The sequence below is a fragment of the Umezawaea endophytica genome (assembly GCF_025061645.1).
In the GTDB taxonomy this organism is placed as follows: Bacteria; Actinomycetota; Actinomycetes; order Mycobacteriales; family Pseudonocardiaceae; genus Umezawaea; species Umezawaea endophytica.
Map to the genome: position 1 here is coordinate 12,162 of NZ_JANYMP010000006.1, position 25,558 is coordinate 37,719.

At 70.6% G+C, this 25,558-nt stretch carries 22 protein-coding genes, 2 pseudogenes and 1 riboswitch; of the genes and pseudogenes, 11 read left to right on the forward strand and 13 right to left on the reverse strand.

The features are described 5' to 3' along the window. Positions 1–38: 38 nt before the first annotated feature. Positions 39–548, reverse strand: coding sequence for a signal peptidase II (gene lspA / locus NZH93_RS14535; protein ID WP_259623590.1), 510 nt, complete (start codon positions 546–548; stop codon positions 39–41). Between the two features lie 66 nt (positions 549–614). Between lspA and NZH93_RS14540 the strand changes: the two genes are divergently transcribed. Continuing rightward, complete coding sequence (locus tag NZH93_RS14540; protein ID WP_259623591.1) at positions 615–1,097, forward strand: DnaJ family domain-containing protein; 483 nt, start codon at positions 615–617, stop codon at positions 1,095–1,097. Between the two features lie 665 nt (positions 1,098–1,762). On the opposite strand, the gene NZH93_RS14545 is transcribed toward NZH93_RS14540, so the two are convergent. The 3 genes from NZH93_RS14545 to NZH93_RS14555 form a co-directional block, all read right to left on the reverse strand. Continuing rightward, the gene (locus tag NZH93_RS14545) at positions 1,763–2,917 is read right to left on the reverse strand and encodes an aminotransferase-like domain-containing protein (protein WP_259623592.1); all 1,155 of its coding nucleotides are present in this window, start codon (positions 2,915–2,917) and stop codon (positions 1,763–1,765) included. Positions 2,918–3,032: 115 nt separating this feature from the next. Beyond that, positions 3,033–3,788 (reverse strand): VOC family protein, encoded by a 756-nt coding sequence (locus NZH93_RS14550; RefSeq protein ID WP_259623593.1) that lies wholly within the window; start codon positions 3,786–3,788, stop codon positions 3,033–3,035. Positions 3,789–3,849: 61 nt separating this feature from the next. Next, positions 3,850–4,719 (reverse strand): alpha/beta fold hydrolase, encoded by an 870-nt coding sequence (locus NZH93_RS14555; RefSeq protein ID WP_259623594.1) that lies wholly within the window; start codon positions 4,717–4,719, stop codon positions 3,850–3,852. A gap of 71 nt (positions 4,720–4,790) precedes the next feature. Here NZH93_RS14555 and NZH93_RS14560 point away from each other — a divergent pair, with 71 nt between their 5' ends. Next, positions 4,791–7,364, forward strand: coding sequence for an AfsR/SARP family transcriptional regulator (locus NZH93_RS14560; RefSeq protein ID WP_259623595.1), 2,574 nt, complete (start codon positions 4,791–4,793; stop codon positions 7,362–7,364). Here the strand turns inward: NZH93_RS14560 and NZH93_RS14565 are convergent. Further along, entirely contained in the window at positions 7,339–9,657 is a 2,319-nt protein-coding gene (locus NZH93_RS14565; protein WP_259623596.1) for a beta-xylosidase/alpha-l-arabinosidase, read from the reverse strand. The two genes, NZH93_RS14560 and NZH93_RS14565, sit on opposite strands and share 26 nt — an antisense overlap. Positions 9,658–9,861: 204 nt before the next feature. Between NZH93_RS14565 and NZH93_RS14570 the strand changes: the two genes are divergently transcribed. The 7 genes from NZH93_RS14570 to NZH93_RS14600 all read left to right on the forward strand — a co-directional run bounded on the left by NZH93_RS14570 (position 9,862) and on the right by NZH93_RS14600 (position 16,611). Further along, positions 9,862–11,142, forward strand: coding sequence for an extracellular solute-binding protein (locus NZH93_RS14570; RefSeq protein ID WP_259623597.1), 1,281 nt, complete (start codon positions 9,862–9,864; stop codon positions 11,140–11,142). Between the two features lie 2 nt (positions 11,143–11,144). Then, complete coding sequence (locus NZH93_RS14575; RefSeq protein ID WP_259623598.1) at positions 11,145–12,014, forward strand: carbohydrate ABC transporter permease; 870 nt, start codon at positions 11,145–11,147, stop codon at positions 12,012–12,014. Continuing rightward, entirely contained in the window at positions 12,011–12,823 is an 813-nt protein-coding gene (locus NZH93_RS14580) for a carbohydrate ABC transporter permease (protein WP_259623599.1), read from the forward strand. Before NZH93_RS14575 ends, NZH93_RS14580 begins: the two co-directional genes overlap by 4 nt. A gap of 46 nt (positions 12,824–12,869) precedes the next feature. Beyond that, entirely contained in the window at positions 12,870–13,916 is a 1,047-nt protein-coding gene (locus tag NZH93_RS14585) for a LacI family DNA-binding transcriptional regulator (RefSeq protein ID WP_259623600.1), read from the forward strand. Between the two features lie 46 nt (positions 13,917–13,962). Then, on the forward strand, positions 13,963–14,844 hold the full coding sequence (locus tag NZH93_RS14590) for an NmrA/HSCARG family protein (RefSeq protein WP_259623601.1): 882 nt from the start codon (positions 13,963–13,965) through the stop codon (positions 14,842–14,844). A 54-nt stretch (positions 14,845–14,898) separates the two neighbouring features. Beyond that, positions 14,899–15,609 (forward strand): DUF899 domain-containing protein, encoded by a 711-nt coding sequence (locus NZH93_RS14595; RefSeq protein ID WP_259623602.1) that lies wholly within the window; start codon positions 14,899–14,901, stop codon positions 15,607–15,609. Between the two features lie 99 nt (positions 15,610–15,708). Next, positions 15,709–16,611 (forward strand): beta family protein, encoded by a 903-nt coding sequence (locus NZH93_RS14600; RefSeq protein WP_259623603.1) that lies wholly within the window; start codon positions 15,709–15,711, stop codon positions 16,609–16,611. Between the two features lie 48 nt (positions 16,612–16,659). Here the strand turns inward: NZH93_RS14600 and NZH93_RS14605 are convergent, their stop codons facing one another. Then, the gene (locus NZH93_RS14605) at positions 16,660–17,121 is read right to left on the reverse strand and encodes an NUDIX hydrolase (RefSeq protein WP_259623604.1); all 462 of its coding nucleotides are present in this window, start codon (positions 17,119–17,121) and stop codon (positions 16,660–16,662) included. 61 nt (positions 17,122–17,182) lie between these two features. Then, a riboswitch (S-adenosyl-L-homocysteine riboswitch) is annotated at positions 17,183–17,260 on the forward strand. A gap of 17 nt (positions 17,261–17,277) precedes the next feature. On the opposite strand from NZH93_RS14605, the gene ahcY reads away from it, so the two are divergent. Further along, entirely contained in the window at positions 17,278–18,741 is a 1,464-nt protein-coding gene (gene ahcY, locus NZH93_RS14610; RefSeq protein ID WP_259623605.1) for an adenosylhomocysteinase, read from the forward strand. Positions 18,742–18,815: 74 nt separating this feature from the next. Here ahcY and NZH93_RS14615 read toward each other — a convergent pair whose 3' ends face one another. From NZH93_RS14615 to NZH93_RS14645, 7 genes and pseudogenes are all read right to left on the reverse strand, one after another. After that, on the reverse strand, positions 18,816–19,838 hold the full coding sequence (locus tag NZH93_RS14615) for a DNA polymerase IV (RefSeq protein ID WP_259623606.1): 1,023 nt from the start codon (positions 19,836–19,838) through the stop codon (positions 18,816–18,818). Positions 19,839–19,888: 50 nt separating this feature from the next. Then, positions 19,889–20,368, reverse strand: coding sequence for a DinB family protein (locus NZH93_RS14620; RefSeq protein ID WP_259623902.1), 480 nt, complete (start codon positions 20,366–20,368; stop codon positions 19,889–19,891). A 75-nt stretch (positions 20,369–20,443) separates the two neighbouring features. Next, complete coding sequence (locus tag NZH93_RS14625) at positions 20,444–20,911, reverse strand: SRPBCC domain-containing protein (RefSeq protein ID WP_259623903.1); 468 nt, start codon at positions 20,909–20,911, stop codon at positions 20,444–20,446. After that, on the reverse strand, positions 20,859–21,278 hold the full coding sequence (locus NZH93_RS14630; RefSeq protein ID WP_259623607.1) for an ArsR/SmtB family transcription factor: 420 nt from the start codon (positions 21,276–21,278) through the stop codon (positions 20,859–20,861). Before NZH93_RS14630 ends, NZH93_RS14625 begins: the two co-directional genes overlap by 53 nt. Before the next feature lie 59 nt (positions 21,279–21,337). Beyond that, positions 21,338–22,021, reverse strand: a pseudogene (locus NZH93_RS14635) (endonuclease I family protein); the annotation flags it as partial. A gap of 90 nt (positions 22,022–22,111) precedes the next feature. After that, positions 22,112–22,516: pseudogene (locus tag NZH93_RS14640) on the reverse strand (DUF6359 domain-containing protein); the annotation flags it as partial. A 152-nt stretch (positions 22,517–22,668) separates the two neighbouring features. Beyond that, entirely contained in the window at positions 22,669–24,165 is a 1,497-nt protein-coding gene (locus tag NZH93_RS14645; RefSeq protein ID WP_259623608.1) for a glycosyltransferase family 39 protein, read from the reverse strand. Positions 24,166–24,403: 238 nt separating this feature from the next. On the opposite strand from NZH93_RS14645, the gene NZH93_RS14650 reads away from it, so the two are divergent. Beyond that, positions 24,404–24,904, forward strand: a complete 501-nt coding sequence (locus NZH93_RS14650) for a DUF309 domain-containing protein (protein WP_259623904.1) — start codon at positions 24,404–24,406, stop codon at positions 24,902–24,904. Positions 24,905–25,558: the final 654 nt, after the last annotated feature.

The window sequence follows — 25,558 nt, forward strand, 5'->3', positions numbered from 1 at the left end:
CGCGCGAGGCTCCCCTCCTGCGGGGAGCCTCGCGCGCACTACTCCTTCTTGGCCTCGGCCTGGTCGTGCACGAACGTCAGGATCACGAACAGAACAGCCCCGCCGAACAGCGCGATGTCCGCGACGTTGCCGACGAACCACCCGTTGTAGTCGATGAAGTCCACGACGTGCCCGCGCGCGAAGCCGGGATCCCGGAACAGCCGGTCCAGCAGGTGGGTGAAGGCACCACCGAGCAGCAACGCCAACGCGATGGCCCGTGACCGGCTCTGCGGCTGGGTGGCAAGACGCGCCAGCACCACCACCGCGACGGCGGCGAAGATCGTGAAGATCCACGTGGAGCCACTACCGATGGAGAACGCCGCACCGGGGTTGTAGAGCAGCCTGAGCTGCAAGAACTCGCCGACGAGCGGAATCGGCGCCTTACCGGTGAGCGCGGATTCAGCCCAGTACTTCGTCGCCTGGTCGAGCACCAGCACGACCACCGCGATGGCGAGCACCACCACCAGTCGTCGGGACTCGGTCGGGGCTGGGGTATCCGTTTCCGTCACCGAAGGAGGGTAACCGCTCGCTCAAGCCGCCGACCGAGCACACGAACCTCAGGCACACTCGGAAGGGTGACCGAGCGAAAACCCACCGACATGACCTTCGAGTCGTGGGTCGACCGGCAAATCCGCGAAGCCACAGACCGAGGCGAATTCGACAACCTCCCAGGCACCGGAAAGCCACTACCGGGCGCGCAGGGACCGGTGGAGGAGCAGTGGTGGCTGAAGGACTACCTACGCCGGGAAGACCTGCCGAGCGACGCCCTGCTACCCACACCACTGCTGCTGCGCAAGGAAGTCGACGCCCTACCGGACACCGTGCGGACACTGAAGACCGAGGCAGAGGTCCGCGCTTTGGTCGCCGATCTCAACCACCGCATCGTCAACTGGCTCCGCTTCGGCGACGGCCCAAGAGTCCCCCTGGGCCCGGTCAACGCAGACAAGACAGTGGACCGCTGGCGCACGGAAAACCAGCGCACACCTACCCCGGCACAACCGGCAAAGCCAGAATCACCACCACGCACCCACTGGTGGCACCGCTGGACCCGCCGCTAGCCGACCACAGAGCCACGGGCAGGGAAGGGCCGGGCTGGCAGGGCAGGGCAGGGCAGGGCAGGGAAAGGTAGGGGAAGCAGGGCTGGAAAGGGCCAGGCAGGGCCAGCCGGGCCGGGCTGGCTGGGCGGGGCCAAGTTGGGCCGGGCTGGCTGGACGGGGCCGAGTTGGGCAGGGCAGGGCCGAGGCGGGCGAGGCCAGGCAGGCTGGGTACGGGACTGGGCTGGCTGGACGGGACTGGGCTGGGCTGGACTGGGCTGGGCTGGGCTGGGCAACAGAGCCGGGCTGACCGGCAGAGCTAAGCCGGACTGGCTACCAGGACTGGGCCAGGCTGACTGAACCGGACCAACAGGCAAAGCCGGAGCAGGACCGACCGAACTGCCCCACCCAACCATGCTGCCGCTCAAGCCCGCCCAGCTCACAGCCCCCACCTCCCACCCAGCCCCCACCTCCCAACCACCAACCGATCCGCAGACTCGGGTTTTGCCCAGCCCTCCCCCGCCGCCCCGATCCCAAGCGCCTTCGTGCCCGCTCTCGCTTGTCAAGGCATCTTTCCCGCCTTGACAAGCGAGAGCGGGCATCGAAACAATTGCGCACCGGGGCAAAACCACCCCCCTCAACCACCCACCCCACCCCCAACCCAGCCCCCACCCGACCCCCAGCCCCCCTCACCCAACCCCCACCAAAGCCTCCCCCAACCTCCCCATCCCCTCCCGAATCACCTCAACCCCATTACCCACAAACGAAAGCCGCAACGTAGCCCGATCCCCATCCCCAACAAAAAACGCCTCCCCAGGCACAAACGCCACCCCACACCCCAACGCCACCCTCAACAACTCCCCAGCATCCACCGCCCCAGGAAGCCTCACCCACACGAACATCCCCCCATCCGGATCCGTCCACACAGCACCATCCGGAGCCACCAACGGCAAAGCCCCCACCATCACATCCCTCCTCTCCCGATAAACCCCCCTCAACACCTCCACATGCGCATCAAGATCCACAGACCCCAGATACACAGCCGCAGCAGCCTGATCAATCGTCGAAGTGTGCAAATCGGCCGCCTGCTTCACGATCACCAACGTCCGCAACAACGACGCGGGCGCCCGAACCCACCCGATCCGCAGCCCAGGCGCCCCCACCTTCGAAAAACTCCCCAGGTAGATCACCCGAGAAGGCGCCCCGACAGCGACAGCCGGCAACGCCTCCCCGCGATACCGGAGCTCCCCGTACGGATCGTCCTCGACCACCCACACCCCATGCGCCACAGCCAATCCGGCGATGGCGACGCGACGATCCGCGGACAGCGTCCGTCCGGTCGGGTTCGCGAACGTGGGCACCAGGTACACGAGTGACGGCTTCTCGGACTTGATCACCTCCTCCAGAGCCGCAGGGATCATGCCGAACTCGTCGCCCGCCACCGGCACGATCCGCGCCCCGGTCATCCGGAAGCACTGCAACGCGGCCAGGTAGGTCGGTTCCTCCACGGCGACGACGGCCCCCGGCTCCAGCAGCGCGGCGGCGACCAGCGTCAACCCCTGCTGCGACCCGGTCGTGATCAGCAGATCACCACCGGAGGTGGCCAACCCCCGCGCGCTCAACCGCGCGGCCACCAACGCCCGCAGCTCCGGATTCCCCTCCGTCGGCGCGTACTGCAAGTTCCGCCGCCCGACGGGCTCGCACAACGCCTCGTGGAACGCCGCCCGAACACCGTCCAGGTCGAACAGCTCGGGCGCGGGCAACCCGCCCGCGAACGAGATCACCTCGGGCCGGTCGATCAGGGCCAGCAGGTCACGGACAGGCGAACTCTCGACGTGCTTCATCACCGAACTCCTCGAACATCCACGGTAGGGACCGCGCACGACGAGGCGGTGGTTCCGCCGAAAACGCACGCGAGGTGGGCTGCACTGGTCGAGGAGCCACCACGAGGATAGCCGGTCAGGCCCTGGTGATCACCGAGAACTCCGTCCCGAACGGGTCCGTGATCGTCGCGATCCGTCCGTACACCATGTCGCTCGCCTCCCCCGCCACCCCTCCGCTCGCCACGGCCCGCGCCAGCGCCGCGTCGGTGTCCGCGACCTCGAACGTCGTCTCCCACCGCGACCGCGCCGCCTCGGGGTTCCCGAAGATCCCGCCGATCTCGTGCCCGTCCCGTCTCCGCAGGAACGTGAAGTCGAAGTCCGGCACGTCCTCGTTGCGGTCCAACGAAAATCCGAACAGCGACGAGTAGAACTCACGCGCGGGACCGGCGGACGGTGTGACGAGGTCGTTGCGCACCAACGAGTTCGGCTCGTTCACCACCTCGCACCCGATGTGGTCGCGCGCCTGCCACAGCCCGAACTGCGCCCCCGTCGGGTCGAGCGCGATGGCCATCCGCCCCTGCGCCATCACGTCCACCGGCTCGACGGTGACCCGCCCGCCCGCCTCGACGACGCCCTTCGCCACCGAGTCGCAGTCGTCGACCGCGAAGTACACGTTCCACCAGAACTCGCTCTCCCCCTCGTTCGGCGCGAGCGCCGCGACGCGCCGCCCGTCGAGCAGGGCTGTCGTGTAGTGACCGGCCTCGGCGCCCGCCGAGACGAACTCCCATCCGAAGAGCGCCCCGTAGAACTCCTGCGCCCGCTCCAGGTCGGGTATGCCGAGGTCGATCCAGGTGGGCGTGCCGTTCGGCTGCACGCCGGTCACGTAGCTCATCGCGGGTCCTCCGGTAGGTCCGATCACGTCCTCCGGACCATAACCACGAGCACCGACAATTTCAGGGCGCGTGCTCCCGCACGAACCTCAGCACCCGATCGGTCACCGGCCGGGTGTCGTCGAACTGCCCCAGGTCGTGCCCCACGTCCGGCCACACCTCCACCACGGCGTGCGGCACCAGTTCCCCCAACCGGGCGGCGGCCGACACGGCGTCGTGCACGACGTTCCGCGCCCCGAACAACGCCAGCACCGGCACCCGCACCGCCCGCAGCGCGTCCTCCGACGGCGGCGCGAGCATCGGCAGCCGTGGCCGGTAGGCCTTCACGCCGGTGAACACCACCCGCACGTCCGGCCGGTCGAGCAGGTCGCGGCCCATCGAGTGCACCAGCATCCGCCGCATGAGCCGGTCCGACCGCGTCAGGCCCGCGAGCAGCCCCCGCCACATCACCGCGAACGAGTACCGCGACGTCACGGTCGTGGGCTCCACCAGGCTGAGCGTCGCCACGCGGTCCGGCGCGTGCACGACCAGCGTCGTCCCCAACCAGCCGCCCTCGGACGCCCCGACCAGGTGCACCCCGCTCAACCCCAGCCCCGCCAGTGCCTCGTCGAGCGCCTTCGCCCGGTCGGCCGCGTCGCGGAAGGGCTTCGTCTGCACGCTGCCCCCCGCTTCACCGAGCGAGTCGACGGCGTACACCGGGTTGGCCGCGGCGAACGACGGCAGGAACGGCTTCCACGGCGCAGAGGTCGAGTTGAAGCCGTGCAGCAGCACGATCGGCTCCCCTTCGGGCGGCCCGTAGCGGTAGACCCTGGTGACGCCGAACGACGTCGGCACGTCGTGCGTCTCCGCTGGCGGCGTCAACGCCTGCCGGTATGCCTCGACGAACGTGGCCTCCGCGGCCGGGCTCCGAAACGCTCCCACGTGTTTCCCCATGCCGCCCACGGTGCGCGAGGGGCCGGGGATACTTCTGGACGAACGCTTGAATCCGCTGTTCAGGGGGTCGCGTGGAGTTCCGGCTGCTCGGTGGTGTCGAGGTGTGGCACGGCGGTGCCCGGCTGGACGTCGGCCCGGCGAGGCAGCGGTGCGTGCTCGCGGTGCTGCTGGTGGAGGTCAACACCATCGTGCCCGTCGACCGCCTGGTCGACCGCGTGTGGGGTGACCGCGCTCCGCAACGGGCGCGCGCCACCCTGCACACCTATCTCACGCGGCTGCGCCGTGCGCTGCCCGGCGTGCCGATCACCCACCGGTCGGGCGGCTACGTGCTGTCCACCGCCCCGGAAACCGTTGACCTGCACCGGTTCCGCGCGCTCGTCCGGCAAGCGCGCACGTCCGCCACCGACGACGTGGAGACGCTCTTCGCCCAGGCCGACGACCTGTGGCGCGGCGAGCCGTTCGAGGACCTGGACACGCCCTGGCTGACCGGGGTCCGCGCGGAGCTGGGCCGGGAACGGCACGCCGCCGACCTCGACCGCACCGACCTGGTCCTGCGGCGCGGCGGCGGTCCCGCGCTCATCGCGCCGCTGACGGGCCGCGCGCAACGGCATCCGCTCGACGAGCGCCTGGCCGCGCAGCTCGCGACCGCGCTCTACCGCGCGGGCCGCCAGGCCGACGCCCTCGACCACCTCCGCCGCGTCAGGTCCCGACTCCGCGACGAACTGGGCGTCGACCCCGGCCCGCACCTGGCGGACCTGCACCGGCGCGTCCTCGCCGCAGACCCCAGGCTGACCGAACCCGTGCCGCGCCAACTCCCCGCCGCACCGACGGCGTTCGCCGGTCGAGCCGACGACCTGGCCGCGCTGGACCCGAACGCACCGCTGCTGCTGATCACCGGCACCGGCGGCGTCGGCAAGACGTGGCTGGCGCTGCACTGGGCGCACGGGCAGCGCTTCCCGGACGGGCAGCTCTTCGTCGACCTGCGCGGGTTCGACCCGACGGGTGAGCCGCTGGACCCCGACACGGCGTTGCGCGGCTTCCTGGACGCGCTCGGCGTCCCTCCCGCCGCGATGCCGCCGGACACCGGCTCCAGGGCCGCGCTCTACCGGAGCCTGCTGGCGGACCGGCGGATGCTGGTGGTGCTGGACAACGCGCGCGACGCCGCCCAGGTCGTGCCGCTGCTGCCCGGCACGTCCGGCAGCACCGTCGTGGTCACCAGCCGCGACCGGCTGGCCGGGCTCGTCACGGCGCACCTGGCGAGGCCGCTGCACCTGGACGTGCTGTCCGAAGTGGACTCCCGAGCGGTGCTGGCGCGACGGCTGGGCACCGGGCGGGTTCCGGACGACGACCTGCTGGAGTGGTGCGGCGGTCTGCCGCTCGCGCTGGCGCTCGTCGCCGGGCAGGCCTTGGCGCACCCCGGTTTCCCGCTGGAACGCCCCGACCACGGCGACCTGTCGACCGTGCTGTCGTGGTCCTACCGGGCGCTGCCGCCGGAGCAGGCGTCGGCGTTCCGGCTGCTGGGCGGTGTTCCCGGTCCGGACATCGGCGTCGCGGCGGCCGTGGCGGCGACCGGTCGGCCGGAGTCGGTGCTGCGGGCGCTGGAACGGGCGTCCCTGCTCACCGCCCACGTTCCCGGCCGGTACCGGATGCACGACCTGGTCCGGCGGTACGCGGCCGACCTGCCCGACCAGGATCGCCCGGCCGCGCTGGCGCGACTGCTCAACCACTGGACCCGCACTGCCGGCGCGGCCCGCCTCCCGCTCGACCCGGAACCCTCGCCGATCCCGCTGGCACCCGAGGGCTCGTTCGCCGACGACACCGCCGCGCTGCGCTGGTTCGACACCGAGCACGAGTGCCTGCTCGCCGCGCTGCGCACCACCGACGACGACCTCGCGGTGTGGCACCTGGTGTGGGCGCTGCACCCGTTCCACTTCCGCCGCGCCCACCACGGGCACCAGGTCGAGTCCTGGCGGAGGGCGTTGGCAGCCGCGGAGAACCTCGGCGACGAGCACGCGCTCGCCGTGGCGCACCAGCTCTTCGGGCACGCCTGTTCGCTCGTCGGCAGGCTGGACGAGTCGTTGGCGCACCTGGAGCGCGCGCTGGAACGGGGGCGGGACCAGCGGTTCGAGGGCCACGTGCGGCTGAGCCTCGCGGCGACGTGGTTCCTGCGCGCCGACAACGGTCGCGCCCTGGAGCAGGCGCACGACGCCGTGCGGCTCTTCCGGGCCGCCGGGGACCGCCTGTGGGAGGCGATAGCGCTCACCGCCGCCGGTTTCGCGACCGCGCGGCTCGGTGACCTCGACCGGGCCAGGGGGCTCTGCGCCGAGTCGCTGGCGCTGGGCCGCTCGCACGGCAACCGGCACGGCGTGGCGGGCGCGCTGGACGCGCTGGGCGTCGTGGCGCACGAGGACGGCAGGCACGCCGACGCCGTCGAGCACCACCGGGAAGCCCTGGCGCTGCACGAGGAGCTCAACGCCCCGCACAGCGCGGCCGAGACGCTGGAACGCCTCGGCCACCCGTACGCCGCGCTGGGCCGGACCGCGGAGGCCCACGACGCGTGGCGCCGAGCCTCCGCCCTGTACCGGTCCCAGCGCAGGCTCGCCGACGCCGACCGCGTGGCTAGCCGAGTGCCACCGGGGTCGTGAGCACGCGGTCGAAGCCGACCTCGCGCGGCGACCCGACGACCGAGAAGCTGCCCGACAGCCGGGTGTCCTCGCTCGACGCGCCGACGTGCACGTCGATCACGCCGGGTTCGACGATCCGCCGCCCCGAGACGCCGGTGAACGAGGTGCGGTCCGTGTGCAGCGTGAACGTCACGCGCACCGACTCCCCCGCCTCCAGCTCGATCCGGGCGAAGCCCGCGAGCTGTCGCACCGGGCGCGCCACCGAGGCGACCGGGTCGTGCAGGTAGAGCTGCACGACCTCGGCCCCCCAGCGCAGGCCGGTGTTCTGGACGACGCAGGAGATCTCCAGTTCGCCGTCGATCGGCACGGTGTCGCGGGACAGCTCCAGCCTGCGGTAGGTGAACGCGGTGTAGGACAGGCCGTGGCCGAACGGGAAGCGCGGCGTCGGGTCGACCGAGCTGACGCCCCCCGGCCCACCGAGCTTGGCGCGCAGGTAGGTGGACGGCTGCCCGCCCGGTCCGTTCGGCACCTGCACGGGCAGCTTGCCGGACGGGTTGACCCGCCCGCTGAGCACGCCCGCGATGGCGCCCGCCCCCTCCTCGCCGGGGAAGAACGTCTGGAGGGTCGCCGCCGCGCCGCGGAAGTCGCCGAGCGCGTACGGCCTGCCCGCGACCATGATCGCCACCACGGGCACGTCCAGTTCCAGCAGCGCCGCGAGCAGGTCGGACTGCACGCCGGGCAGCGTCAGGTCCTCCGCGTCGCAGCCCTCGCCGGACGTGCCGCGGCCGAACAGCCCGGCGCGGTCGCCGAGCACCGCGACGCACACGTCCGCGTCGCGGGCAACCCGGATGGCCTCGGCGAGGCCGCCGAGGTCCGTGCCGTCGACCGCGCAGCCCTGCGCGTACTCGACCTCCGCGCCGGGGAACTCCTCGCGGAGCGCCTGGAGCACGGTCAGCATCTCGACGCCGAGCGGCACGTCGGGGTGCTGCACGCCGACGTGGCTGGGGAACGAGTAGCACCCCATCATCGTGAACACGTCGTCCGCGCACGGGCCGACCACGGCGATGCGGCTCGGGGCCGCCAGCGGCAGGGTGTGCCGGTCGTTGTCCAGCAGCACCACGGACCGCTCCGCCACGGTCTTGGCGAGGCAGCGCAGCGCGGGCGGGTCGAGGTCGATCTCCTCGGCCGCCGGGGTCGGCTTCCAGGCGGCGTCCAGCAGGCCGAGTTCGCACTTCTGCCGCAGCACGCGGGTGACCGCGCGGTCGACCAGGTCGAGGGACACGTCGCCGTTGCGGACCAGCTCGAGGAGCGGGTCGCCGAAGCAGCGGACGGTCGGCAGCTCGACGTCGACCCCGGCCGCGAGCGCCAGCGCGGCGGCGTGACCGGGTGAGGAAGCCACGCCGTGGGCGCTCTCCAGGAACGAGACGCCGAAGTAGTCGGCCACCACGACCCCGTCGAAGCCCCACGTGTCGCGCAGCAGCTCGGTCAGCAGCATCGGGTTCGCGGCGGGCGGCACGCCGTCGACGTCGGCGTAGGAGTGCATGACCGACCGCGGCCCGCCGAGCCGCAGCGCCATCTCGAACGGCGCCAGCACCACGTCGGCGAACTCGCGCGGCCCCATCGAGACGGGGGCGTGGTTGCGGCCGGACCGCGACGCCGAGTAGCCCGCGAAGTGCTTGAGCGTCGCGACGACCCCGGTCGACTCCAGTCCGCGGGTGTAGGCGGCGCCGAGCAGCCCGACCAGGTACGGGTCCTCGCCGATCGTCTCCTCCGTGCGCCCCCAGCGGGGGTCGCGGGTCACGTCGAGCACGGGCGCGAGGCCCTGGTGCACGCCGACGGCCCGGAGCTGCTCCCCGATGGCGGTGGCCATCCGCTCGACCACGTCGGGGTCGAACGTCGCCCCCCACGCCAGCGGGATGGGGAACACGGTGGCCTGCCAGGCCGTGAACCCCGCCAGGCACTCCTCGTGCGCCATCGCGGGGATGCCGAGCCTGCTGCCCTCCACCAGCCTGCGCTGGGTGTCGGCCAGGACCCTGGCGCCGACGGCGGGGTCGAGCGGGCTCGTGCCGAACACGCGGGTGAGCTGGCCGAGACCGGGCTTGGTCAGCTCGGACCACTCCGGCAGCGGCTCGGAGAACTCGTGCTGGGCGGGGGCGACCTCGGCGTCGTCGGGGGAAACCCCCACCCAGACCCCGACCAACTGGGCGAGCTTCTCCTCGACCGTCATGTCGGCGAGCAGCAGGTCGACCCGCTCGTCGACCGGACGGCTCGGATCGGCCCACGCCGCTCCGGTGGTGCGGGAATCGGGATGCACTCCAACTCCTCCTCAACGCAAGTTCCTGAATTGTGACCGATACTATCGGAAACACTTCGAAACACAATGAGCTGGGAGAACGGCACAAATAGGCCAGGATAGTGACCCTTGACACCCTAAAGACCTAGCCCTACTGTCTGCGCAAGTCGAACAGGTTTCGAAATGTTTCGAACTCGGCACCGTGGCAGAGAGGAAGGCGGTCGCATGTTCCGCCGGTCTAGAACGCACGCCCTGATCACGATGGTCGCGATGGTCGCCGTGGCGGCCGCGTGCGGCACATCCGGTCCCTCAGCGGGGAGCGGCGGTGGCGGCCCCTTCAAGGTGTGGGCGCTGCAGGACCCGGCGCTCAACCCGATCGAGAAGGCCTCCGCCGAAGGCGCGGGCGGCACGCTGGAGACCTTCGGCAACGACCCGTACAAGCAGAAGCTGCGGGTCGCGATCGGCTCGCCCAACGCACCGGACGTCTTCTTCAACTGGGGCGGCGGCAACCTCAAGGAGTACGTCGACGCCGACAAGATCGTCGACCTGACCCCGGTGCTGGACGAGAACCCCTCCCTCAAGAGCGCGTTCCTGCCCAGCGTCCTGGACGGCGCGAAGATCGACGGCAAGTACTACGGCATCCCCATGCGCGGCATGCAGCCGGTCGTCCTCTTCTACAACAAGGACGTCTTCACCGCGGCGGGCGCGACGCCACCGACCACGTGGGACGAACTGCTGGCCCTCGTGGACAAGTTCAAGGCCGCGGGCGTCCAGCCGATCTCGCTGGCGGGCTCGCAGGCGTGGACCGAGCTGATGTGGATCGAGTACCTGCTCGACCGGCAGGGCGGCTCCGACGTCTTCAAGAACATCAGGGACAAGGGCCCCGCGGGCTGGAAGGACCCGGCGGTCCTCCAGGCGGCGACCAAGGTGAAGGAACTCGTCGACCGCGGCGGCTTCGGCACCAACTACGCCTCCGTCGGCTACGACGTGGGTGGCGCGTCGACGATCCTGGCCCAGGGCAAGGCGGCGATGCACCTGATGGGGTCGTGGGAGTACACGAACCAGCTCCAGCAGAGCCCGGACTTCGTCAAGAACGGCAAGCTCGGCTGGGTGGCGTTCCCGACGCTGCCCGGCGGCAAGGGCCAGCCGGGGACCGTGGTGGGCAACTCGTCCAACTACTACTCCATCACGAAGTCCTCGAAGTCGGTCGACGCGGCCAAGAAGTTCGTCGCGTCCGGCCTGAACGACGAGAAGTACGTGCAGTCGCTGATCGACGCGGGTGACGTGCCCGCGGTGGTCGGCATGAAGGAGAAGCTGGCCAAGGCCCCGAACTCCGAGTACACGACCTGGATCTACGAGCTGGTCGAGAAGGCCACGGTGTTCCAGCTCTCCTGGGACCAGGACCTGACGGCCGACCAGTCGACCAAGATGCTGACCCAGTTGCAGGAGCTGTTCCTCGGCAAGGTGACGCCGCAGGCCTTCGTCGACGCGCTGGCGGCGGGCTGACGATGCGCCAACGACCGTCCTTCTGGTACGCCGCACCCGCTTTCGCGTTCTTCGCCCTGTTCGCGGCGTTGCCCATGGTCCTCGTCGTGCTCCTCAGCTTCACGTCGTGGGACGGACTGGGCACACCGCAACCGAACGGGGTGGACAACTGGGCTCGGCTGGCCGACGACGGTCAAGCGCGCGACGCGGTGGGCCGCACCGCGATCCTGATGGTGGTCTCGTGGCTGGTCCAGACGCCGATCGCACTGCTGATCGGCGTCTGGGCCGCGGGCCGCCAGCGCACCCGCGCGGTGCTCAGCTCCATCTTCTTCCTGCCGCTGCTGCTGTCCACGGCGGCCATCGCCCTGCTGTGGCAGGTGATGCTCGACCCGAACTTCGGCGTGACGCAGTCGATCGGCGGGTGGCTGGGCGACGTCCAGTTCCTCGGCAACCCGTCGATCGTCCTGTACACCGTGGCCTTCGTGATCACCTGGCAGTACGTGCCGTTCCACACGCTGCTCTACCAGGGCGCGGCGCGGGCGATCCCGCAGACCCTGTACGAGGCCGCCACCATCGACGGCGCGGGCCGGGTGCGGCAGTTCTTCCACATCACGCTGCCGCAACTGCGGTACACGGTCATCACGTCGTCGATCCTGATGATCGTCGGCTCGCTGACCACGTTCGACACCGTCCTGATCCTCACCAACGGCGGACCGGGCGCCGCGTCCCGGATCGCGCCGCTGCACATGTACATCACCGGGTTCAGCGGCTTCGAGATGGGCTACGCCAGCACGATGGCCGTGCTGCTCGTCGTCGTCGGCACCGGGTTGTCGCTGCTCGTGATGCGGGTGACCGGCTTCCGGTCCATGACCAGTCAGCAGGAGGGCGCGTGAAGCGCAACTGGCCCGCGGGGGCCTCGGCGCTGGTGTGGCTGGTCCTCGTCGTGGGACCGCTGTACTTCATGGTCGCGGCCAGCCTGCGCGGCCGGGCCGACTACCTGACCTCCAGCCCGCTCAAGCCGCCGGAGGACCCGACCCTGGACAACTACCGGACCGTCCTGGATGGAGGGTTCGGCGGCTACCTCTTCAACAACGTCGTCGTCACGGCGGCGACGGTCGCGATCGTGGTGCTGCTCGGCGTGCCCGCCGCGTACGCCGTCGCGCGCAGCCCGAGCAAGCTCGTGCAGCGCGGGTTCACCCTGCTGCTGGCCGGGCTGGCGATCCCCGCCCAGGCCACGATCATCCCGGTGTACCTGCTGATCACCAGGCTGAACCTGTACGACAGCCTCACCGCGATCATCCTGCCGACGGCGGCGTTCGCGCTGCCGGTGGCGACGCTCGTGCTGACCAACAGCCTCCGCGACGTGCCGAAGGAGCTGTACGAGGCGCAGACGATCGACGGCGCGAGCGCGTTCGGCGTGCTGCGGTACCTGGTGCTGCCGCTGGCCAGGCCCGCGATCGTGACCGTCGTCGTCTACACCGCGCTCAACGCGTGGAACGGGTTCCTGTTCCCGCTCGTGCTGACGCAGTCGCAGTCGAGCCGGGTGCTCACGCTCGGGCTGTGGAACTTCCAGGGCCAGTTCGGCACCAACGTGCCCGCACTGCTCGCGGCGGTTACGCTGTCCGTGATGCCGATCTTCGTCGTGTACCTGATCGGCAGGCGATACCTGCTCAGCGGCCTGACCGCCGGGTTCGGCAAATAAGTGTCGATAGTTTCGACCTGGTGGGCCCCTACCGTAGACTGCGGGCATGTCAGCGAAAGCCGAGCCCTCAGCAGCAGGCGGGCCCGTGTCGGGAAAGATCACCATCGCCGACATCGCCACTGAGGCTGGCGTGTCCGTGCCGACAGTTTCGAAGGTGATGAACGGGCGAACGGACGTCGCCGCCCACACCCGTGAACGGGTGGAGGCGATCATCCGGCGCCACGGGTACCAGCGCCGGGGCGACGACCGCTCCCGTCGGTCCACACTGGTCGAACTGATGTTCCACGAGCTGGAGAGCGCGTGGGCGTTGGAGATCATCCGCGGTGCCGAGCAGGTCGCCCGCGAGCACGGGCTGGCCGTGGTCATGTCCGAGTCGCAGGGCAGGCTGACGCCCGGTCACGGCTGGCTGGAGAGCGTCATCGCGCGCAGGCCGCTCGGCGTGATCGCGGTGTTCTCCGACCTGAGCGCGACGCAGCTCGCGAAGCTGCGCGCCCGTGACATCCCGGTCGTCGTGGTCGACCCGGTCGGCGAGCCCGGCACGGAGACGCCGTCGATCGGCGCGACGAACTGGAACGGCGGCCTCACGGCCACCCGCCACCTGCTGGAGCTGGGGCACACCCGGATCGGCATGATCGGCGGCCCGGAACGCGTGCTGTGCAGTCGGGCCAGGGTGGACGGCTACCGCGCGGCGATGGAGACCGCGGGTCTCACCGTCGACCCGGAACTGGTGCGGTACGGCGACTTCCACGTCGAGTCGGGGTTCAAGCAGGCGACCGTGCTGCTGTCCCGACCGGACCGTCCCACCGCGATCTTCGCGGGCAGCGACCTCCAGGCGCTCGGCGTGTACGAGGCCGCGCGCGCCGCGGGCCTGCGGGTGCCGCAGGACCTGAGCGTGGTCGGCTTCGACGACCTGCCGCTCGCCGAGTGGGTCGGCCCGCCGCTCACGACCGTGCGGCAGCCGTTGCAGGACATGGCCGCCGCGGGCACGAGGCTGGCGATCACGCTGGCGCGCGGCGAGAAGCCGGAGCACCGGCGGATCGAGCTGGCCACGACGCTGGTCGTGCGGCACAGCACCGCTCCTCCCGCGGCCTGACCAGTTTCGTCCCGTACTAGATAGTATGGGACGAAACAGTCCGGCCTTGGAGGCAGTTTTGGGCAAGACCGTCGTGGTGGTCGGGGCTACCGGCAAGCAGGGCGGCGCGACAGCGGCCCACCTCCTGACCGCCGGGTGGCACGTCCGCGCCCTCACCAGGAACACCACCGGTCCGGCCGCCGCGGCGCTGGCAGCCGCGGGCGCCGAGGTCGTCGCCGCCGACATGGACGACACGTCCTCGCTGGTCAGAGCCATGGCGGGCGCGCACGGCGTGTTCAGCGTCCAGCCCGCGCCGCACGACCCCGGAGCCCCGATGGGCTACAGCACCGAGACGGAGGCGCGGTGGGGTCGCGCGGTCGCCGACGCGGCCAAGGCGGCGGGCGTCGAGCACCTCGTCTACGCGTCGCTGGTCGAGGCCTCCGAGCGCACGGGCGTGCCGTCGTTCGACAGCAAGTGGGAGGTCGAGCAGCACATCGCGGCCATCGGCCTGCCCGCGACCGTGCTGCGCCCGGCGACGTTCATGGAGGACCTGGTCGTCTCGAAGGACGTGCTGGACGGCTCGTTCGCCCACCTCCTGGAGCCGGACACGCGGTACCAGATGATCGCCGTGGACGACATCGGCGCGTTCGCCGCGCTCGCGTTCGCCGACCCGGAGTCCTACGCGGGCCGCTCGCTGACGATCGCGGGCGACGAGCGCACACCCCGTGAACTCGCGACGGTCCTCGGCCGCGCGCTCGGCCACCCCGTCGCCTACCACCAGATCCCGCTGGACATCATCAGGCAGCACGACCCCGGCCTGGCCGACGTGTTCGACTCCTCGGCGGCGGAGCAGGCCGACGTACCGGCGCTGCGCGCGCTGCACCCAGGGCTGATGACGTTCGAGATGTGGCTGTCCCGGCACGGCCGGGCGCAACTCGCGGCGCTCTGACCGATGACTTCTCCCCCGTCCGCGGGTCTACCCCTGTGACGAGAGGAGAGTTCCATGAGCCTGCCCGAGGTCGTGTCGCGTTCCGAGTGGTTGGAGGCCCGAAGGGCGCTGCTGGTCAAGGAGAAGGCCGCCACGCGCGCCCGTGACGAGCTGAACGCCGAACGCCGGTCGCTCCCGATGGTGCTGGTCGACAAGGACTACGTCTTCGACGGCCCGTCCGGCGAGGTGCGGCTGCTCGACATGTTCGAGGGCCGCCGCCAGCTCGTCCTCGGCCACTTCATGTTCGACCCGAGCTGGGACGACGGCTGCTCGTCGTGCAGCGCGGGCGCGGACGAGGTGTCCGACGGCCTGGTCCGCCACCTGGCGGTCCGCGACACGTCGATGGCGTTCGTCTCGCGCGCCCCGCTGGCGAAGATCGAGGCCTACAAGGCGAAGAAGGGCTGGACGTTCCCCTGGTACTCGTCGTTCGGCAGCGACTTCAACTACGACTACCACGTCACCCTCGACCCGGCGGTCCTGCCCGCGGAGTACAACTACCGCCCGGTCGAGGACGCGTCGCCGGGCGAAGCACCTGGTCAGAGCTTCTTCCTGCGCGACGGGGAGCGGGTGTTCCACACGTACTCGACGTTCGCGCGGGGCACCGAGGCGACCGGCGGGTCGTACTACTACCTCGACCTGACGGCGTTGGGGCGGCAGGAGGAGTGGGAACTGCCCAAGGACCGCAGCGACGACGTCCGAGCAGCACTGCCGAACTTCGAGAGCTGACCCCGCGTCACCTCGGCAGTACGCGATCCGACGAACTATTTCACTCTGCCGGGTGACTCGGCCTCTCCATCACTTCCACTGGTCGACGCCGCGGTCGCGTTGGCGAGGGACGACCGGTCGTTGTGGGTCGACGCGCACTGGCTCACCTCGGCGAGCGGGCTGCGGTCCACTCCGGGCGGCGCGTTCGGGCAGTTGGACGAGATGATCGAGGGCGAGCTGAGTCGCAGGTTGGGGTTGTTCGCCCCTAGCGTGCCCGCACTCGTCCCCGTGGTCGCGGTGGATTCGTCGGACGACGTCCTCCGCAAGGTGGCGCTGTTGCGGGAGCACCACGATCGACCGGTGGTGGTGCGGGTGCGCGACCTCACCCGGCCCGCCGGCGACCTGGCGGGCCGGATCGGGCGGATCGGGCGGATCGTCGACCTGACCTCCGTCGACCCGGCTCAGGTGCACGTCGTCGTGGACGTCGGGTACGTCGACGCCGTGACCCCGCCGGTGGTGCGTGACGCGGTGGACACCGTGCGCGCGGCGGCGGGCTGCGGCTCGGTGACGTTGCTGGCCGGATCGGTGCCGACCAAGCGGACGACCTACGACACCAGCACCCAAGACCGACCTGAACTCGAACTGTGGCAACACGTGAGCCGCCTGGTCGAGCCACCGGTCCGCTACGGCGACTACGGCATCGCGCACCCGGTCGTGCGGCCCCGGACCACGTCGGAACTCCGGCAACCCCATCCCTACCTGTACTACACCGTCACGGGGAGGCGGATCGCGCTCCGCCGCAAACCGGACCGGGAGAACGTGGAATCCACCGCCGCCTCGAGCTTCGCGGACTTGGCGGGAGAACTGGTGAGGCTCCCGGACTTCGCAGGCCACCGCTACTCCTGGGGCGACGAACGCCTCCTGGGCTGCAAGGAGGGAAGGGTCAACGCCGGTGCGTCGTGGCAGTGGATCGCGATGGCCACCTCGCACCACATCAGCCACATCTCCCGAGAAGCGGCCTGACACCAGGCGTCGAACGCCCTGTTCAGCGGCCGACCTGTCCCCCAGGCGTCACGGCAGCGCGAGCAGGCGGTCCAGCAGTGCGGCCTGGGCTTTTACGATCTTGGTTCGCGCCACCTCCACGGTGAACCACTCGACCCGGTCGACCTCCGGGAACTCCTTGAGCTGCTCGGACTTCGGCGGCCACTCCAGTTCGAACGTGCCGGGCACCACGTCGGCCGGGTCGAGGTCGGCGTGCAGGGCCCAGGCCGTGATGACCTTGCCGCCGGACTGCTTGACCTCGCCCAGTTCCACCAGGTCGCCGTCGGGGACCGGCAGGCCGAGTTCTTCCCGGAACTCGCGGCGGGCGGCGGCCTCGGGGGTTTCGTCGTCCAGGTACTCGCCCTTCGGCACGGACCAGGCGTGCTCGTCCTTGCGGGCCCAGAAGGGGCCGCCCATGTGGCCCAGGAGGACCTCGGTCGTGTCGTCCGCCCCGCGGTACAACAGGATTCCCGCACTGCGCTTTCCCGGCATGACCCGATTGTGCCAAGCGGGCCACGTTGACAACGCGCGGGCGGGATTGCCATGCTGGAAGGGAGTCGAGAGGCGCTGCGACGGGCACGGCCCGCCACGCTCGGCTCACGACTCCAACCCCCAAGGGCGCCTCCTGACACAGGAGGCTGGTGGGTTTTGAGTTCCAAGTTGCAGAAGGTCAACGGGATCGAGTTCGCGGTCGCGGACCTGTCGCTGGCGGAGTCCGGTCGGCACCAGATGCGGCTCGCCGAGCAGGAGATGCCCGGTCTGATGGCCACCCGGCGCGAGTTCGCCGAGGCGCAGCCGCTCAAGGGCGCGCGGGTCGCCGGTTCGCTGCACATGACGGTGCAGACGGCCGTGCTGATCGAGACGCTGGTGGCGCTGGGCGCGGACGTGCGCTGGGTGTCGTGCAACGTGTTCTCCACGCAGGACGAGGCCGCGGCGGCCGTCGTGGTGGGCCCGGACGGGACCCCCGAGGAGCCGACCGGCACGCCGGTGTTCGCCTGGAAGGGTGAAACGCTGGAGGACTACTGGTGGTGCACCGACCAGCTCTTCCAGTTCGCGGACGGGCTCGGCCCGAACATGGTCGTCGACGACGGCGGCGACGCGACCATGCTGGTGCACAAGGGCGTCGAGTTCGAGGCGGCGGGCGCCGTGCCCGCGCCGACCGACGACGACGACGCGGACGAGTACAAGATCGTGCTGGCCACGCTGGCGCGGTCGCTGGCCGAGGACGCGGGCCGGTTCACCCGCATCGCGGCGGCGATCAAGGGCGTCACCGAGGAGACCACGAACGGCGTCAAGCGGCTCTACAAGCTGGCCGCCGACGGGACCCTGCTGTTCCCGGCGATCAACGTCAACGACTCGGTCACGAAGTCCAAGTTCGACAACAAGTACGGCATCCGGCACTCCCTTGTGGACGGTCTGAACCGCGGCACGGACGTGATGATCGCGGGCAAGCTGGCCGTGATCTGCGGGTACGGCGACGTCGGCAAGGGCGCGGCGGAGTCGTTGCGCGGCCAGGGCGCGCGGGTCGTCGTCACCGAGATCGACCCGATCTGCGCGCTCCAGGCGTCGATGGAGGGCCTCGACGTCGTGGCGCTGGAGGACGTGGTCGCGAAGGGCGACATCTTCATCACCACGACCGGCAACCTGGACATCATCATGGCCGCGGACATGGCGAGGATGAAGCACAACGCCATCGTCGGCAACGTCGGCCACTTCGACAACGAGATCGACATGGCCGGTCTGGCGAAGGTCCCCGGCATCAAGAAGGTCGAGATCAAGCCGCAGGTGCACGAGTGGCGGTTCCCGGACGGGCACTCGGTCATCGTGCTCTCCGAGGGCAGGCTGATGAACCTGGGCAACGCCACCGGCCACCCCAGCTTCGTCATGTCGAACTCGTTCACCAACCAGACCATGGCGCAGATCGAGCTGTTCACGAAGCAGGGCGAGTACGACCGGCAGGTCTACGTGCTGCCCAAGCACCTGGACGAGAAGGTCGCCCGCCTGCACCTCGACGCGCTCGGCGTGAAGCTGACGAAGCTCACGCCCAAGCAGGCCGAGTACATCGGCGTCGAGGTCGAGGGCCCGTTCAAGACGGACCAGTACCGCTACTAGCCCCCGGAACGGGCCGCGGTGGAACAGTCCTCCACCACGGCCCGTTCGGCGTGCGCCCGGTGGTCGACCAAGCGCTAGAACTCCGCCCGTACGCCGAGCAGTCGGACGGGGCGGGTGAGGTCGAAGCGGTTCGTGACGTCCAGTGCGGCGCGTTCGATGTCGGTGGTCGACCTGGTCGGGTTCGGCAGGGTGGTGCTGCGGGTCGCGGTGTGGAACGGGGCGAATCTGATCTTCACCGCTACCCGAAGCACGGGTCTTCCCTCGGCGGCCACGTCTTCCGCCACCCGTGCCGCCAGGGCGGTGATCTCGCGGTCTATCCGCGCCCTGTCGGTCAGGTCCTGCTGGAACGTGGTCTCGCGGCTGCGCGACTTCGCCACGTGCGGGGTCGCGGTGACCTCGGTGGCCGACGCGCCGAGCGCGAGCTGCCTGAGGTGCGGACCGGTGGCGGGGCCGAAGCGTGCGGCCAGGTCGGTGTCGTCGGCCGCGGCGAGCAGGCGGACCGTGGTGACGCCGAGTTCGGCCAGCTTCGCCGACGTCCGCGGGCCTATCCCCCACAGCGCCCCGGTCGGCAGGTCCGCCATCACCTCGACCCAGTTGTCCCGCGTGAGCCGGAAGATCCCCGCGGGCTTGGCGAAACCGGTGGCCAGCTTGGCGCGCAACCGGTTGTCGCCGATGCCGATCGAGCACACCAGCCCCGTCACGTCCTGCACCGCGCGCCGGACGTCCACGGCGAGCGCGTGCGGGTCGTCCGTGTGCGCCCCGAGGAAACCCTCGTCCCAGCCCAGTACCTCGACGACCACGGCGAACGTCCGCAGCACCGCGAACACCTCGGCGGACGCCCGGTCGTACGCGGGTGGGTCGGTCGGCAGGAACACGGCGTCCGGGCAGCGCTTCTTCGCGAGCCGCAACGGCATCCCGGAGTGGACGCCGAACGCGCGCGCCGCGTAGGACGCCGTCGCCACGACCGCCCGCCGCGCCGGATCGCCCGTGCCGCCGACCACCACGGGCTTCCCTCGCAGCTCCGGCCTCCGCGCGACCTCGACCGCGGCGATGAACTCGTCGAGGTCGACGTGCAGCACCCAGTACGGCTCGGGCATGTCGGCCAGTATGCGGTCACCTGGGCGAACGCACCCGGCGACGACCGGGGTCAGTCAGCCAGCACCTGTTCGCGCAGGATGTCGGCGTGCCCGCAGTGGTGGGCCAGTTCCCGCAGGACTTGCAGGTACACCCAGCGGAGCGTGCGCGGGCCGGAGCGGTGGCCGGTCACGACCGCGTCCAGCGGCAGGTCCGCGACCGTCGTCCTGGCCGTGGCGCACGCTCGTCGGTGGGCCGCCACGACCGAGGCGACGGTGTCGTCGTCAGCGAGCCGGAAGGACTCGTCCGGGGTGCCCACCAGGCCGAGTTCCTGGCGGGGTGTGCCGCCGACGCACTCCTCGAACCACACCCGCTGCATCCACGTGACGTGCTTGAGCAGCCCCAACAGCGTCGTCGCCGACGGCACGAGCCCGCGGCGGGCCTGCTCCTCGGTGAGGGAGTCGAGGGTCGCCTCGACGGCACGGCGGTAGTCCTCGACGAACGCGTCGAGCTGGACGCGCTCGCCATCCAGCGGAACGTCGAACGGACCCACCCGCTGCTGCTCGGAACTCGTCACGGGGAACGATTATCACGCGCACCGCGCCTCGAGTCACGGGCATCACCGCCGTCACGGCTGCGGCGCGGCCGTTCCCGCCAGGGACTTCCCGGTCTCCAGCAGCGTCTTGATGTCGCTGATGATGTACGACCAGCCGCCGCCCGCGCCGGGGATGTTGCCCGCGACCTGCTCCGCCGCCATGGGCGCCCCGCCGACCTCGTGCGTCACGGTCAGCCGCACCGACCCGTACTCCTCGACGATCTCCCACGTGAGCGTGGTGAAGCCCTCCGCGGTCAGCTCCGGCGAGAAGTTCGCCCGCCACGTCTGCACGAGCTTGCGCGGCGGGTCGGATTCGAGGACTTCGCCGTCGATGATGACGTCGGGGGCGCCGTGCTCCTTCATGGCGTCGCTGGCGGTGACGCGGTAGGAGCCGCCGGGGCGCAGGTCGTAGTGGCTAGGGCACTCGTAGCCGTACCTGTCGTTCCAGTCAGTGCTGGTGATCGCGTCCCACACCGCCTGCGGGGTCGCCTTGATCCACACCCTGTTCACCTGGACGGTGCTCGCGCTCATGTCGTGCCTCCAGCTCGGCCTTGAGGTCGGCGAGCGCCGAGACGCGGCGCTCGGTGTACTTGTCGATCCACCTGTCGTGGACGAGGCGGATCGGGACCGCGTTGAGGTGGTGCAGCTTCTCCCTGCCCGCCTTGCGGGTGACGACGAGCCCGGCTTCCTCCAGCACCCTCAGGTGCTTCATGACGCCGAAGCGGGTCATCTCCACCTCCGCTTCCAGCTCGGTGAGCGTGCGGCCGTCGCGCTCGAAGAGCAGGTCGAGGAGGAACCGGCGGGTGGGGTCGGCCAGCGCCTTGAACACGCGGTCGTCGTCGGTCACCCCGGAAGGATAGGTGACCATTTGGTCACATGTAAAGCCCGAGAAAAGGGGGCCGCCCGGCAGGACGACCCCCTTCGACGTCAGCCCCAGATCGAGGCGACCCACTCCGGGTGGTCGATGAACGGGTTCCGGTTGTGCTGGAACGTGTCGTAGATGACCTGGTTGCGGCGCTTCTCGAACGTGCTGGGCGGGTCCTGGGTGTTCCACTGCTTCAGCACGGACAGCTTGCCGATGTACGGGTTGCTGCCGTTGCCGACGCTGTTGTTGACCTCCAGGTTCGGGAAGCCGTCGGCACCCTCGTACCGGATGGCCATGTAGAAGATCATCCGGGCCACGTCGCCCTTGTCGGCGTTGCGCGGCTCCCACGAGTCGGCGTCGGTGTAGTTGCCCGGCGCCTCGGTCGACTGGGTGCCGCCGAGGTCGAAGTCCTTGTTGCCGCGGTTTGAGTTCACCGTCACGTCGGTCGGCCGCAGGTGGTGGACGTCCGTGCCGGGGCCGGTCGCGGTGCCGAAGTCGCCGTGCGACTTGGCCCAGACGTGCTCGCGGTTCCAGTCGTCCGGGTTGCCGCCGTTGAGGCTCTTGGCCCGTGACGTGCCGGAGTACAGCAGGATCACGTTGTTGGAGTTGGCGGGGTCCTGGTCGGTCAGCTTCAGCGCGTCCCAGACCTGGTCGTAGGTGAGCTTCGTCTGCGGCGTGATGATCTGGTTCAACGACGTGCGCAGCGCCGTGCCGGACTTGCCGATCGCGTTCTTGTAGTACGTGCCGTCGTAGTCGCCGGGCGTGCCCGTCGGCGGGGTGGTGGTCGTCGTGGTCGTCGGCGGGGTCGTGCCGCCGCCCGCGAGCGCGAACGCCGTCGGCGCCGTGAGGCCCGCGTGCGAGAAGTACGCGCCGAGCGGGCCGGTGACGTCGATCCGCTCGCCCAGCAGGCTCGGGTTGGTCTTCAGACCCCACGCGGCCCGGAAGGACGCCGTGATCTGGACGTAGACCATCTTCGACGTGCTGGTCTCACCCGCCGTGTCGGCGAGGGCCAGCGCGTAGTCGGTCGGGAAGTTCGAGCGGACGACCGTGGTGGTCGCGGTGGGCTGGCCGACCACGTAGCCGCGGACCGTCGCGGAGGCGCCGGTCTGCTGGGCGATGGCCTGGGCGACGGTGAGCGGTGTGGCCGCTGTGGCGGGCGCTGCCTGCACGGCGACGGCGACGACCGCCGCCACGACGAGCAGGCCCACCGCGTTCCACCCGGTGGCACGGGATTTCAGCACTGTGGTGTCCTCTCCCGAGGGCGTGCGCTTCCCGTGGGCAGGGATCCACGGGATAACGCGGTGTGATCAAACATCACACGATGGGATGAAGACTGCCACGACAATCGCCACTGGCGGATGAACGATACGGAGCAATCCGATGTCGGAGTGGCTCAGTCCAGGTGGCGGATGCCCGGCCACAGGGAAGCCCAGGACTCGCCGAGACCGGTGCACACCCAGACCCGGCCGCCCTGCTCCTTGTTGCGGACGCCGTGGGCGTTGTCCGTCGTCGCCACCTGCCGGACTCCACCGCGGCAGGCGCGCACGGCCCAGGCGGGCGGCTCGGTCCTCTTCGCCGGTCCCACGATCACCACGGTGGTCGCCGTCTCCGGCGGCGGCCCCCAGTCCGCGTAGCCCCGGTACCCGCTGTACACGGCGGGCAGACCGCCGTCGGTCGCGTACCGCTCCAGCGCGGCCGCCTCGCCGAAGTTCTCGGTCAGCACCACCGCGTGCTCACGTTCGGCAGCGGGCAGCGCCCGGTAGACGCCGGTGACGGTGTCGGTCAGCTCCGGCCAGCCGAACTGCTCGGACGTGAGCCCGTTGAGCTGCACGACCGGAATGGTCGACAGCTTGTCCAGCGGCACGAGCGGCAGCGCCAGCGGTGCGACGAACGCCGCCGACGCGCCCAGCAGCACCCCGGCGGTGACACGACGGCCCGTCGCGCCGCGGTCGAGCCAGCCGTCCACCACCAGGCCGCCCGCGGCCAGCAGCGCCGAGTAGGCGCCGAACAGGTAGAGCGCCGACCCGCCCGCGGCGATGAAGGCCGCCGCCAGCAGCAGGTAGGCGACCCCGAGGAAGCGGAACGCGGGCGTGCGCACGAGCCGGACCAGGCCCGCGATCCACAGCGGCGCGAGGAACGGGCTGACGTACACCAGTTGCAGCGGTACGAACGAAAGCCGGGCGCCATTGCCGCCGCGTTCGCTGAGGAGGTTCGCCATCGCGATCTGCGGCCACCCGTTCTGGGCCTGCCACCACAGGTTCGGCGCCCACAGCGCGAGCGCCAGCACCACGCCGCCGAGGAACCACGGGCTGCGCAGCAGTCCGCGCGGTCCGACGACCGCGAGGCCCACGACGAGCGCCACCGCGACCGCCGCGATCTGGTACTTGTTCAGCAGTCCCAACCCCAGCACCGCACCCGCCACCAGCAGGAGCCGCTGGTCGCCGGTGCGCAGGACGCGGACCACCAGCCACACCAGCGCGGCGGACAGGCAGATGTCGATCGTGGTGGTGTGCAGCATGTGGCCGGGCACGAGCACCAACCCGGACACCGCCGCGGCCGACGCGGCGATGAGCTGCGCGCGCGGCCGTCCGCCCATCTCACGGGTGGTCAACGACACGAACAGCACCGTCAGCCCCGCCGCGACGGCCGCCGGAACCCTCAGCACCACCAGCGAATCCGGCGCGATCAGGTCCATCAGCCGCGCCAGGAGCGGTGTCAGCGGCGGCTGGTCCGGATACCCCCAGGCGAGGTGGCGGCCCGCGGCCAGGAAGTACAGCTCGTCACCGTGGTAGCCGTACCCACCCGCGAGGGCGACCAGCGCGACGACCACCACCCCCGCCACCCCGTACGACAACCGCGACCGCGCAGGCGCGTCGACAACCGTGTCCATGCTCCGTGTCCCCCCTGTTGCGAAGACCCAAAGCTAGGAGTGCCAGTGGTTTTCCACGATGGGGCCGACACCAGTGCCCGTGGTGGGGCCAGCACCCCGGCGGAGTGGGAGGATCGGGGTCGTGGATGACGAACGCGGGGACCCGGCCTGCTGGCTGGACGCCGTCTGCCCTGAGTGCGGGCGGATCAGGGAACGTCCGGCGTCGGTGGCGTGCGAGCACTGCGGCCACGTGGACGGTCTGGTCGCCGCTCCGGCGACCACGTCCGTCCGCGACCGCGACCCCGACGGCAGGGCCCGCAACGCCCGTCCGCGCGACGGCCTCGGCAGGCCGCTGCCCTACGGGGTGCCGGGTGTCGAGCGGCAGCCGGAAGGCGTGCCGCGCACCCCGGCCGAGTCGCTGGTGGAGGCGCAGCGCCTGCTGGACGCCGGGATGCCGTTCCACGCGCACGAGGTGCTGGAGGACGCGTGGAAGACATCCGACGCCCCCGAGCGGGAGCTGTGGCGCGGGCTGGCGCAGCTCGCGGTCGGGCTCACGCACGCGGCGCGGGGCAACACGACGGGCGGCGCCGCGTTGTTGCGACGGGGCGCGAAGAACGTCGCGGAGTACCGGTCGGGGCCGCCGCACGGCATCGACGTCGCAGGCCTGCACGAATGGGCGGAGGCGTTGGCGACGACGTTGGACGGCACCACGGGGGAGATCGACCTGCCCCGGAACACCCCGCGCCTGGTAACGCGGTAGAACCACCGGGAAAACCGCTCCCGGACGCCGGACTCCCGCCGTGAACAGCACTGATGCCGATTAGTCGATTACCGGAATTCCACGCGGCTTGGCCAGGGGTTGAGGATTCACGATCCGGGCCCGGAGGTCGCGAAGAGGAATCGGAAAAGCCGATTTCCCGAGGTCGTGACCAGCGGAGCCGCGAAACTGCGGGACGGCCGCTGGACCTAGGACGGTGTCAGCGGGTGGGGCCAGAAGGTGGCGTTGGCCTGGACGACCCAGCCATCGGTGTCATGGCGTTCTGCGGCCGGGGCCCTCCACCAGCCCGAACAGCCGTTCGTGCAGGGATGGCGGCGTTCTCTCAGCACGAACCCCGTCGGACCGGGCTCTGGTTGGAGCCACACCATCTCGCCCGCTCCACCGCACAGGTCGCAGGGGCGCTGGGACCTGGCCGATTCCGCCGCAGGTTCCACAGATGCTCCTGTCCATGGCGATTCCGGAGCCATGGCAACTCGGGCATTCGCTCATTCGTCAATCGGATCACACCCACCGTTCGTTGTGACCCGGTGGGCCCCGGTGATCACCCGAAGGTAGTGCGGTAGAAGAGTATTGCACCGCTTTGGGATCGTTTTGAACCGAATCGCGGCGAGTCGGGAGTTTTCGTCCACGAGTTGG

Coding starts and splice junctions, on each gene's coding strand:
- NZH93_RS14570 (WP_259623597.1), top strand. CDS start 9,862: ATGTTCCGCCGGTCTAGAACGCACGCCCTGATCACGATGGTCGCGATG.
- NZH93_RS14645 (WP_259623608.1), bottom strand. CDS start 24,165: ATGGACACGGTTGTCGACGCGCCTGCGCGGTCGCGGTTGTCGTACGGG.
- NZH93_RS14545 (WP_259623592.1), bottom strand. CDS start 2,917: ATGAAGCACGTCGAGAGTTCGCCTGTCCGTGACCTGCTGGCCCTGATC.
- NZH93_RS14575 (WP_259623598.1), top strand. CDS start 11,145: ATGCGCCAACGACCGTCCTTCTGGTACGCCGCACCCGCTTTCGCGTTC.
- NZH93_RS14615 (WP_259623606.1), bottom strand. CDS start 19,838: ATGCCCGAGCCGTACTGGGTGCTGCACGTCGACCTCGACGAGTTCATC.
- NZH93_RS14595 (WP_259623602.1), top strand. CDS start 14,899: ATGAGCCTGCCCGAGGTCGTGTCGCGTTCCGAGTGGTTGGAGGCCCGA.
- NZH93_RS14585 (WP_259623600.1), top strand. CDS start 12,870: ATGTCAGCGAAAGCCGAGCCCTCAGCAGCAGGCGGGCCCGTGTCGGGA.
- NZH93_RS14630 (WP_259623607.1), bottom strand. CDS start 21,278: ATGGTCACCTATCCTTCCGGGGTGACCGACGACGACCGCGTGTTCAAG.
- NZH93_RS14555 (WP_259623594.1), bottom strand. CDS start 4,719: ATGGGGAAACACGTGGGAGCGTTTCGGAGCCCGGCCGCGGAGGCCACG.
- NZH93_RS14605 (WP_259623604.1), bottom strand. CDS start 17,121: ATGCCGGGAAAGCGCAGTGCGGGAATCCTGTTGTACCGCGGGGCGGAC.
- NZH93_RS14550 (WP_259623593.1), bottom strand. CDS start 3,788: ATGAGCTACGTGACCGGCGTGCAGCCGAACGGCACGCCCACCTGGATC.